Source organism: Acinetobacter sp. UBA3025 (assembly GCF_002367915.1).
In the GTDB taxonomy this organism is placed as follows: domain Bacteria; phylum Pseudomonadota; class Gammaproteobacteria; order Pseudomonadales; family Moraxellaceae; genus Acinetobacter.
Window position 1 is genome coordinate 15,466 of the sequence record NZ_DFDO01000241.1, and the last position, 11,211, is coordinate 26,676.

The 11,211-nt window shown below is 44.4% G+C and carries 10 protein-coding genes and 1 tRNA gene; 3 read left to right on the top strand and 8 right to left on the bottom strand.

Annotation, left to right across the window (positions count from 1 at the left end; all coding sequences use genetic code 11):
* Both B4J23_RS10250 and B4J23_RS10255 read left to right on the top strand, forming a co-directional pair.
* On the top strand, positions 1-1,698 hold a 1,698-nt coding region (locus B4J23_RS10250), incomplete at its 5' end, for a RelA/SpoT family protein (protein ID WP_291360445.1).
* Between the two features lie 93 nt (positions 1,699-1,791).
* Entirely contained in the window at positions 1,792-2,463 is a 672-nt protein-coding gene (locus B4J23_RS10255; RefSeq protein ID WP_291360447.1) for a hypothetical protein, read from the top strand.
* Between the two features lie 34 nt (positions 2,464-2,497).
* On the opposite strand, the gene secF is transcribed toward B4J23_RS10255, so the two are convergent.
* The 8 genes from secF to queA all read right to left on the bottom strand — a co-directional run bounded on the left by secF (position 2,498) and on the right by queA (position 10,757).
* Entirely contained in the window at positions 2,498-3,472 is a 975-nt protein-coding gene (secF, locus tag B4J23_RS10260; protein WP_171064806.1) for a protein translocase subunit SecF, read from the bottom strand.
* A 7-nt stretch (positions 3,473-3,479) separates the two neighbouring features.
* The gene (gene secD, locus B4J23_RS10265) at positions 3,480-5,378 is read right to left on the bottom strand and encodes a protein translocase subunit SecD (protein WP_159123076.1); all 1,899 of its coding nucleotides are present in this window, start codon (positions 5,376-5,378) and stop codon (positions 3,480-3,482) included.
* Between the two features lie 52 nt (positions 5,379-5,430).
* A complete protein-coding gene (gene yajC / locus B4J23_RS10270) occupies positions 5,431-5,760 on the bottom strand; it encodes a preprotein translocase subunit YajC (protein ID WP_004783613.1) in 330 nt (109 codons plus the stop codon).
* Between the two features lie 100 nt (positions 5,761-5,860).
* A complete protein-coding gene (tgt, locus tag B4J23_RS10275) occupies positions 5,861-6,991 on the bottom strand; it encodes a tRNA guanosine(34) transglycosylase Tgt (protein WP_004783611.1) in 1,131 nt (376 codons plus the stop codon).
* Positions 6,992-7,135: 144 nt separating this feature from the next.
* Positions 7,136-7,969, bottom strand: a complete 834-nt coding sequence (locus tag B4J23_RS10280) for a DUF4303 domain-containing protein (RefSeq protein WP_291360452.1) — start codon at positions 7,967-7,969, stop codon at positions 7,136-7,138.
* Between the two features lie 111 nt (positions 7,970-8,080).
* A complete protein-coding gene (locus tag B4J23_RS10285) occupies positions 8,081-8,650 on the bottom strand; it encodes a LemA family protein (protein WP_179992981.1) in 570 nt (189 codons plus the stop codon).
* Positions 8,651-8,675: 25 nt separating this feature from the next.
* Positions 8,676-9,704, bottom strand: coding sequence for a hypothetical protein (locus B4J23_RS10290; RefSeq protein ID WP_291360455.1), 1,029 nt, complete (start codon positions 9,702-9,704; stop codon positions 8,676-8,678).
* A gap of 18 nt (positions 9,705-9,722) precedes the next feature.
* Positions 9,723-10,757 (bottom strand): tRNA preQ1(34) S-adenosylmethionine ribosyltransferase-isomerase QueA, encoded by a 1,035-nt coding sequence (gene queA / locus B4J23_RS10295; protein WP_291360457.1) that lies wholly within the window; start codon positions 10,755-10,757, stop codon positions 9,723-9,725.
* A 167-nt stretch (positions 10,758-10,924) separates the two neighbouring features.
* Here queA and B4J23_RS10300 point away from each other — a divergent pair.
* Positions 10,925-11,011, top strand: a tRNA-Leu gene (locus B4J23_RS10300).
* Positions 11,012-11,211: the final 200 nt, after the last annotated feature.

Sequence of the window (11,211 nt, forward strand, 5' to 3'; positions counted from 1 at the left end):
TATTCTCCTTTAGCGCATCGTCTCGGGATTGCCCAGTTGAAATGGGAACTCGAAGATCTGGCCTTCCGCTATCTGGCGCCAGAACGCTATAAAGAAATTGCCTCTTTGCTGAATGAAAAGCGTCTGGAACGTGAACAATATATTCAGTTCGTGATTGATAAATTGCGTGAAGAGCTGGCAGAACACGGCATTGAAGCTGAAATTAACGGCCGGGTGAAGCACATTTATTCGATCTATCGGAAAATGAAAAGCAAAAGCCTGAGCTTCGACCAGCTGTATGACATCCGTGCGCTGCGTGTATTGGTGAAAAGTGTGCCTGAGTGTTATCACACGCTCGGGATCGTACATCAATTGTGGCGACATATTCCGCATCAGTTTGATGACTATATTACCAATCCGAAGGCCAATGGTTATCGCTCTTTACACACAGCTGTGATTGCGGAAAACAAGTCACTTGAAGTGCAGATTCGTACTTATACGATGCATGAAGAGGCTGAACTTGGCGTATGCTCACACTTCAACTATAAGGAAGGTTCGAAAAATACCGATACTTCCTTTAATCATCGTCTGCACTCCCTGCGTGCAGTGATTGAGCATTATCAGGAACGCAATGAAGCCAGTGCACATAAGGATGAAGAAGAGGAAGTTGAAAATTTTGAGCATATTCAAGATTTTGAAGGCTTCGAAAAAATCTATGTGTTCAGCCGTGATGGTGATATTAAAGAGTTACCACGAGGTTCAACCGTACTCGACTTTGCCTATCATGTACATACGGAAGTCGGCAACAAATGTTATGCAGCCCGGGTCAACCAGCGCTATGTACCTTTAACCTATGCCTTGAAAACCGGGGAACAGGTTGAGATTCTGACCAAGAAAGACCGTGAACCAAATCGGGACTGGTTGGTTAATTCACTGGGTTATATCAAGACTGCACGTGCCCGTGACAAGTTACGTCACTGGTTCCGTCAGCAGGATCGCAGTAAGAATCTGGAAGTGGGTCGTGAAATTCTGAATAAAGAATTGGCACGTCTGGCAATTCACCCGAAATCAATCGACTTGGGTGATTATTGCAACCATTTCAATGTGAAAAGTGGTGAAGACATTCTGATTGGTCTGGTGAATGGTGATATCAGCCTGCATGCCCTGATCAATCAGGTGAACCGTCATATGCATCTGGATCAGGATGAGCCTGAACTGGTGCTGAAACCGGCGTTGAATCCGCGTGCCAGCCATACCTTGTCTGCACATGGTATTCTGATTGATGGTCTGGATAACGTCGAACTGCATGTAGCCCAGTGCTGTCAGCCGGTGCATGGTGAATCGATTGCGGGTTATATTACGCTGAATCGCGGTGTAAGCATCCATAAGGTGGCTTGTCCGGATTATGTACGCATGATCTCGCAGGAACCGGAACGTGCGGTAGAAGCCGACTGGGAAATGCAGCCGACTCGCGGTCAGAGCGTGCAGATTGTGGTGGAAGCCTATGACCGTCGTGGTTTGCTTAAAGATCTGACTCAGGTGATTTTCTCGGATCAGATCAATATCCGTCAGGTAAATACTATTTCTGAAGCAGATGGTATTGCCAATATGAAGCTGTTGATCGAAGTTAAAGGCTTGGCTCAACTTTCCAAATTATTGGCCCGTCTTGAACAGCAGCCGGGAATTATCAGTGCCCGCCGTCTGGTTCAAGGTAACTGATTCTTTTTAGGCATGATTAGAAAAGCCCGCAATTCAATTGCGGGCTTTTTTGTTATAAGGTGTGCTGAAGAGGGAAAAGAGCAAATAATAAACATGAGTGCCACGGAAATATTTGAACTGAGACGAAATAATCTGGCCAAAGTAATCGATCAGTTGATTGATAGCCAGCAGTTTAACAATGGCAAAGAGATTTGCGAGCACTTTGGTCTGTCTGCAGCCTATATTACCCAGCTATTGAACAGTAAGCGCCAGATTGGAGAAAAGGCTGCACGAGAACTTGAACAGCAACTGGGTTTGGAATGTTTAATATTGGATCGTGCTGAAGCACCTGTCATTGAAGTGGCATCTAGTCCTGTAAAAATAACTTTGTTCCAGATGCAGGTTGTTGAGCAGCAAGCCTTTAAAATGAAAACTATAGATTCGGCAGAAAGACTTTTACCATGGCTTAAATTGGAGCTTCAGCATTATGCCATTCAGGTGACAGGACAATATTATTTTCCGAGCCTAAAAGCAGGCTGGTGGTTGGTCTGTGATGCGCAAGCTGTATTACAGTCATCTGGCTTGGCGTGTCTTTATTTAATTAATGGACTGCAACTCATTGTGGAGCTGATGTCGGAAAACCAGGACAGCTATCAGATCCAAAGTCTGGATGAAAGCCGCAAGGTCACTTTCCAAAAGTCTGATGTAGCTAAAATCCATCCTGTGATTGCCATAGTGCCTCAGCATTCAATTTTCTTAGACCAGAAAAAATTCAGCCCATCATAAGATGGGCTGAATAGTGAAATCGAAAACGGGCAGCTTATGGAAGCTGATTTTCGTCTTCAAATTCTGGTTTCACCTGAACAATAAAGTCCTGGCGATTCAGACCGCGCCACAGGGCAAAGGCTGTACCGATATAGATCGAAGAATAGGTACCGACAAAGACACCCACAAACATCGCAATCGAGAACCATTTCAGACCAGCACCGCCCATGATCATCATGGCCACTACAACCAGTAATAAAGTCATAGAAGTATGAATGGTACGGCGTAAGGTTTCAGTCAAGGCAATATTGATAATTTCAACAGGTTCGGCACCCCGGATCTTACGGAAGTTCTCACGGATACGGTCAGAGACCACGATATTATCGTTAAGTGAGAAACCGATGATCGCCAGTAGTGCAGCCAGAACCGTAAGGTCAAATGGCCATTGCATCATGGCAAAAATACCAATCGTCACCACGATATCGTGGAACAATGACAGTACCGCACCCATCGCCAGTTTGAACTCAAAGCGGATAGTGACATAGACCAGCATCAGCAAGAGGGCAAGAGCAACTGCACCCGCAGAACGCACATACAGCTCATTACCGACCTGTCCACCGACTACATCGACCTTAGGTACCTGAGCCGCATTGCCTGGCAGCTGAACTGCTGCAGTAACGGCTTTGGTAAGGTCTTCTGCTTCAATATCTTCCTGAACCGGCATACGTACCATCAGGTCACGTTCCGAGCCCAGCGTTTGCACGACCGCATCATCAAAGCCAGCTTTGCTGAGTGCCTGAGTTACATCATCAGGTTTTACCGGATTGGTATAGTTCAGCTCTGCTGAGACACCACCAGTAAAGTCCAGACCGAGGTTCAAGCCTTTGGTCGCAATAAAGAAGATGCTGGCAACCGTCAGGATGATAGAGAACACTGCCGCAGGCAATGCAATCTTCATAAACGGAATGATACGTTCGTCTTCAGGGCGACCGTACTGTTTCTGATTCAGTTGAGTATTTTCAGTCATCATCGATCTCCTAAATGCTCAACTTTTTCAAGTTACGTTTTTTGCCATAGATGATCTGTACGATCGCACGGGTTACGGTAATCGCCGTAAACATCGAGCAGACAATACCAATCATCAGGGTTACAGCAAAGCCTTTGATTGGACCAGTACCAATTGCGAACAGAATGAACGCGACCAGGAAGGTAGTTAAGTTCGAGTCGAAAATGGTGTTATAGGCTCGATCATAACCGGCCACAATTGCCTGTTTCGGCGAGGCGCCCCATTTCATTTCTTCCCGTATCCGCTCACAGATCAGTACGTTGGCATCGACCGCCATACCGATGGTAATCACGATACCCGCGATACCCGGCAGGGTGAGGGAAGCGCCAATCCACGACATCACTGTCAGAATCATCGCCAGGTTAACGACCAGCGCAAAGTTGGCAATTACACCAAACAGACGGAAGAATACGACCATCCAGATCGCTACTAGAATGAAGCCGATTTGGGTAGAGAGTACGCCTTTATCAATATTTTCCTGACCCAGACTTGGACCAATCACACGTTCTTCAACGAAATACATTGGCGCAGCCAGAGCACCAGCACGTAGCATCAAGGCAAGCTCAGAAGCTTCCTGAGGTGAGTCCAGACCGGTAATACGGAATTGAGAACCCAATACTGCCTGAATGGTAGCAGCGTTAATCACCACAGATTCGGTATATGGTGTACGCACTTCAGTTTGTGCACCTGTTGCCGGGTCTTCTACGTAGCTGATCTTTTGCTTGTTCTCGATGAACAGTACCGCCATACGTTTGCCTACGGCATTACGTGTGGCATCTGCCATCAATTTACCGCCAGCGCTGTCCAAAGTAATATTAACTTCAGCACCGCCAGTATCTTGACTAAAGCCAGAAGATGCATTTTGTACACGTTCACCGGTCAAAATACGGTTACGGTTTAGCAATAACTGACGACCACTGTCCAGAGATTCATAAGCAAATGCCTGAGTTCCTGCTGGAGCTGTACCACTTAATTGGCCAGTATAAGGATCGATGTATTGATCATTCAGATCAGACACCAGACGGAATTCCAGGTTCGCCGTACGACCCAAGACACGTTTTGCTTCTGCGGTATCCTGTACACCCGGAAGTTCAACCACAATACGGTTGCTACCTTGGGTTTGTACCAGCGCTTCAGCCACACCTAACTCGTTAATACGGTTACGTAAAGTAGTTAAGTTCTGGTTCACCGCATAAGATTCAATTTCCTGCTTACGCGTATCGGTATAGTTGAGGCGTAAAGTCGAACCGGTTTCAGTCGCCACTGCCTGCTGGTTGAATTCATTGCCATTACGGCGCAAGAAATCCATGACGGCAGCACGATCATCATTATTGGCAAACTGCACAACAATGGTGTTATTGCTTAAATTCAGGCTATTGAATTTCAGGTTGTTATCACGCAGCTGACGACGCAGGTCAGTTGCTGAGGTGTCCATGCGCTGTGCAATCGCCTTGTCCATATCCACTTCGAGCAGGAAGTGAACACCACCACGTAAGTCCAGACCCAGTTTCATTGGTTTGGCACCAATTTTTTGCAGCCATTCTGGAGTGGTTGGAGCAAGGTTAAGTGCTACGACGTATTCATCACCTAAACCACGGCGTAAAGCTTCTTTGGCTTTCAGCTGTGCTTCACTTGAATTTACACGTAATAAAGCAGCGTTATTACTAAAGCTATTGTCGTGAGTTGCAATATTTTCAGTTGTTAAAATCTGCTCTGCTTTTTGTACGATGCCTGCGTCAATCTGAGTACCGGCTTTGGCACCCGAAATCTGTACAGCAGGTTCATCTGGATACAAACTTGGCAGGGCATATAAAGTACTGACCACCAGGACAACCAGGATCAGCACATATTTCCATGCTGGGTAACGCATTCGTTTTCTTCTTAAAATGAAAAAGTCGTGCGGGGAGCACGACTAATTTTGATTAAATGTTATTTAAAGTGCCTTCAGGCAGAACTGAGATCACACTCGCGCGTTGAACTTTGACTTCTACACCGCGGCTCAACTCAACGACTGCGAAATCACCTTCAATTTTAGTGATTTTGCCCATTAAGCCGCCTGCAAAAACGACTTCGCTGCCTACGCCAAGGCTGTCAACCAGAGCACGGTGCTCTTTGGCACGTTTTGATTGAGGGCGCCAGATCAAGAAATAGAAGATTGCAACAAAAACCGCAATCATCAAAAGGTTAGCCATCAAGCTTGGTTGTTGTGCAGCTTCACCTGCAGCGTGAGCAGTCGAAATAAATAGGCTCATTTCATTTTCCTAAAATAAAAAACTGGTGATCAACTTGATAATAAATTGACATATTCTTGCAATTTACCCTGTCTTTTTCCTCAGCGCAAATGCTGAAAGATTAATCTTGTGGACAAGGTGGAACTTCCAGGCCACGACGAGCGTAAAAGTCCTGAACAAATTCATCAAAAGTTCCGTTATCCAGTGCGTTGCGGATATCTTCAGTAAAACGCTGGTAATAACGCAGGTTATGGATGGTACCGAGCATAGAGCCCAGCATTTCTCCACATTTCTCTAAATGGAACAGATAAGCGCGGGTAAAGTTCTGACAGGTATAACAATCGCAATGTGGATCAAGTGGGCTTTGATCATGACGGTATTGGCTGTTACGGATACGCACCAGACCATCGGTCACGAAATAATGTCCGTTACGTGCATTTCGGGTCGGCATGACGCAGTCGAACATGTCTACACCACGACGGATGCCTTCAACGATATCTTCCGGTTTGCCGACACCCATCAGGTAACGCGGTTTATTTTCCGGCATTTTGTTCGGAAGATAATCCAGCACCTTGATCATTTCTTCTTTCGGTTCACCGACAGACAGACCGCCAATCGCATAACCGTCGAAGTCAATCTCAAGCAGGCCTTTTAAAGATTCATCACGCAGGTCTTCATACATCCCGCCCTGAATAATCCCGAACAGGGCATTTTTATTGTTGAGTTCATCATGATGATGCTTCTTGCAGCGCTCAGCCCAACGTAAAGACAGCTGCAAAGATTTCTGCGCTTCTTCATGGGTTGCAGGATAAGGCGTACATTCATCAAAAATCATCACGATATCGGAGTTCAACGTATGCTGAATTTCCATTGAAATTTCAGGTGAAAGGAAAACTTTTGAACCATCGATCGGGGAGCGGAAGGTCACGCCTTTTTCTTCAATCTTGCGCATTGCACCCAGACTGAAGACTTGGAAGCCGCCTGAGTCAGTCAGAATCGGTTTATCCCATTTCATGAAACCGTGCAGGCCACCATGCTGCTTGATGACTTCAAGGCCCGGACGCAGGTATAAGTGGAAAGTATTACCGAGGATAATCTGTGCTTTAATACCTTCAACATCACGTGGCAACATGCCTTTAACCGTGCCATAAGTACCAACTGGCATAAAGACGGGTGTCTCTACTACGCCATGTTCAAGCGTTAAACGACCACGACGGGCACGACCCGACTGACCTAATTTTTCAAACTTCATAAGAGTTCCAAATCAAGGCGAAAAAACAGTTCGCTGATTACTAATGCGAATTAAAGGGCGCTATTTTCCTTGATTCTGACCTTAAACGCCAGCATTGTAGAGAATTCACTCTGTAATTTTATTTATCGATGAATAGAGGAAATATCAGGTAGAAAGAGGTAAGTTTGCAGAAAATTGCTGTAAACGCTGCATAATTTCTTCCCGGCTCAAGGCACAGCTACCATCAGGTTCAGCCGCCATGGCAGCAATATGCTGGATCAATTTTTGGATATAGATATTGCTGTCGATAAAATAGGATTCCAGCGTCAGTAAATAGGCATCCTGCGCCACTTGCAAATAGTCATAAGGTTCCATAGCCAGCATTTGTTCCAGATCAATCAGAATATCCTTATCACTTTGTGAGAGTTTTAAACGTTTATTGACTCTCTGTTGAGACAGGGTCTGTCTGAAAGCTAAAAAGTCCTGCAATAAGCGACTGTCGGAATTGAGTTCAAGTGCAGATTGGCATTCACATTCGGGTTGGATCGGAACGCTGAGGAAAAAAATAATCGAATCTAGATCCAGACCATAAGCTTCAGATAATTTGCGTTTGGCTTGTTTAAAAGTTTCTAGCAATAAATCCAAGTGAGTAGCAGGAAGCTGTTTTTGTTGAGCTAAGACAGGATGGCCAAAACTATGCTGGGTTTTAAAATACTCTGCCAGCAAAGTTTTAAAAGGCATGAGTTCAGATTGTGAAGAGCTTTGGCTTTTATAGCGCCATTTTCGTACATTCCAGCGATCCCGTTCGGCCAGATATTGCTGTGGATCTTCAGGGTCCTGAAAAATGCTACGTTCTGTGGAAATCGCCAGATCATCCAGCAATAAAAATTCGTCAAAGACCAGACTACAGGCATAGATGTGGTCATCCTGATAGCGGTCATACAGCTGATAAAATTCCTTGACCAGCGTCTGTTGCAAGTGTTCTAAATAATCCAGCATGATTTTTTATTCTTTTTATTGGGTTTTTATAAGTGTATTGCTTTATCTCTCGCTATTGCATCATAAGCCAATGTATTGCAAATCAAAAACTATAAAATGTAATGATTTTTCTCAGTGAAAGTTCGGACGATAGTCAAAGTTTTGAGTCACGGTCTGGTCACGGAAAGGGCGTACTGCTTTCTTTCTGAGAAACATGTTATTGATAATATTGTGCGGGAAAATCTGAATCTGGTTATTGAAGAGTTCGACATTGCGGTTGTAGATGGTAATTGCAGCGCCGACATTTTCATTCTGTTCTTCAATTTCATTCATCATTTTCAGATAAATGTCATTAGCTTTCAGTTCAGGGTAGTTTTCAATCACCACATTCAGGCTGCGCATCAGTTCTTTATTCAGGTTTTCAACCCGTTGTAACTGGGCAATATCGGCATCCTGAATATTCAGGCTCATAATGTTCTGGCGCAGTTCAGTGACTTTCTCTAAAGTTCCTTTTTCAAAACTGGAATATTGCTCAACCAGAGGTTGCAGACCATCCAGGATTTTTAGTTTTTGCCGCTCATAGTTGGCGACATCGGACCATGCACGAATAGTGGAGTTATGATGACGCACAATGCTGTTACGAATCATGATAATGGCAATAATGACCAGAAGCGGGATAATGACAAAAACAAAAAATCCCATAAAAGTAGTCCCCAGAAAAAAATAATTATTTTAAAAATTGCGTCAGATCAGTATGTAACTTTTCCAATTCTTTTAATTTAAACGTTCTGAGATGACCACGCAATGTAGAAATATCGTTAATTTTATCGTGTTTACTGGACACCTCAAATAAATCATGTGGTCCCAGATAGCAGAGCATATGGCTTTGTGGATGAAACAGTAAATCGCCCTGACGCTGCTCAAAAAAGTCCGCCAGTCGAAGTACAAAACCAGGCGTGAGCAGTTTCGCCATTTGCATCGGATCGCTGCCAAAGAAATTTAATTTCTGGTTGGCGCGAATGTCGCTGCTGTGCCAGGGATAAGCATAAGGATAATGAAATTTCTTTCTGGAGGTAGTCACGGCTAGCCCCTGAATCTGAACATCAAAAACAAATACCCCCCAAAGGTCTTTATGTACCTGGGGCAGTTTGACCGGTTGACCTTCCTTATTGCGTACCTGAACTTCGTGCACATAATGATATTGAAAGACCAGAACCTGATGTTGTTGACCATCTTCATCTTCCCAGACAGTACTGGCATAGCGTGAAATTTCATTACTCAGAGAGCCTTGATTAAATACCGGGAAAAGACGTTTTAAATGGCTAATAAAATGTAGGGGATTGAGCGGAATCGAGATATGTTGTGGCTGCTTCTGAAAAGCCAGCTGGTATTTTTTGGCGAGTGCCTCATCTTCCAGATAGCGAATGACTTCATCCAGTGGCTTTCGATGTTCATAGCTGATATAAGCCCAGAATACCAGTAGGCATCCAAAGAAAACACCGCTTTGCATCCAGATATTGGCCGGTGCCACAAATATGCAGCCAATCAGAAAGAGTCCGATTCCGGCCAGAGCAAACGGTAAATTATTTTCAAATTTTAAGCTAATTGGGCCGTTCCATGGATGCAAGCCATCCAATAATTCCTGATGGCTTTTGGCCTGACGACCCAGATCCCAGAGCCGGGCGATATTGCGAAACACCACTTCATTTTTCTTGCGTCGAATATGAATGGAGTGCTGCACAGACTCGATCGGCATGGGGAGGGTTCCTGCTGATTATTGCGCTTGATCAATCAGCATGGCATCGCCATAACTAAAGAAGCGGTATTTGCTTTCAACCGCGTGCTTGTAAGCATTCAGGATATTTTCGCGGTTAGATAGAGCTGAAACCAGCATGAGCAGGGTAGATTCCGGTAAATGGAAGTTGGTAATCAGACGATCCACCACTTTGAACTCATAACCCGGATAGATGAAGATTTGAGTATCGCCGGTCCAGCCTTTCAATTCACCACCATTGGCCTGAGCCGCACTTTCGGTCGCACGAGTTGCGGTCGTACCCACAGCAATCACTTTATTACCACGTGCTTTGGTGGCTTTGATCAATTCCATGGATTCATCCGATACCTGACACCATTCGCTGTGCATGATATGGTTTTCGATATCATTGGTACGAACCGGCAGGAAAGTTCCAGCCCCAACATGCAAGGTCACAAAGGTTTTCTGAATGCCTTTTTCTTCCAGTTTTTTCAGCAACTCTTCATCGAAGTGCAGGGAAGCGGTAGGAGCAGCAACGCTGGCCAGTTTTGTCGGATCATTGAAGACAGTCTGATAACGTACCGTATCAATTTCTTCTGCTTCACGGTTGAAATAAGGTGGAATTGGCAGTGCGCCATATTTATCCAGCACCTCCAGAATCGGCTGAGAAAATTCGACAATAAACAGATTTTCATGACGGCCTTGAACGGTGACTTTAACTTCATCTGGACCAATAAATAATTCTGCACCGGCTTTAGGTGTATTGCTGGCCTTGATATGACAGTGCGCAATGAACTGATCCATCATACGCTCAACCAGTACTTCAACTGCACCACCAGAGGCACGTTTACCTTTCAGGCGCGCTTTCATCACTTTGGTATCGTTCAGAACCAGCAAATCACCTTCATTCAATAAATCCAAAATATCGGTGAACTGGTGATCGTGATATTGGCCATGTGCATCAAGGTGTAACAGGCGGGAAGCACTACGTTGTTCAAGAGGATAGCGAGCAATCAGCTCATCAGGGAGATCGAAACTAAAATCAGAAAGTTGCATGACAATTTACGATAAAAAAACTGCGGCTAGTATAAACTTTTTTCTTTTTTATGGCGGGAATTGCTCGATTATAAAACAAAAAAATAAGAATTGTTTTAAAATTAGGCAAATGTGTTTTTTCTGCGTTGACAAGTTTTTGAAACAGAGTAATATAGCCGTCATCCACTCCCGAGGTGGTGAAATTGGTAGACGCGGCGGACTCAAAATCCGCTGTCAGAGATGACGTGTCGGTTCGAGTCCGACCCTCGGGACCAAGATTCTGAAAAACCCCAAGCATATTAAGTCTTGGGGTTTTTTATTGCCTAAAAATAAGCATGTGGATGCGAACTTCTTTGATTGATCGCATTCTTTATCTTTAATTTGGTAAGGCATCTCTCAGAATAAGAACCTTAATCAGCACTTTAAATTCAGTTATTTAAATAAACAAATTGTCTTTATTCTGAATAAAAAAAGC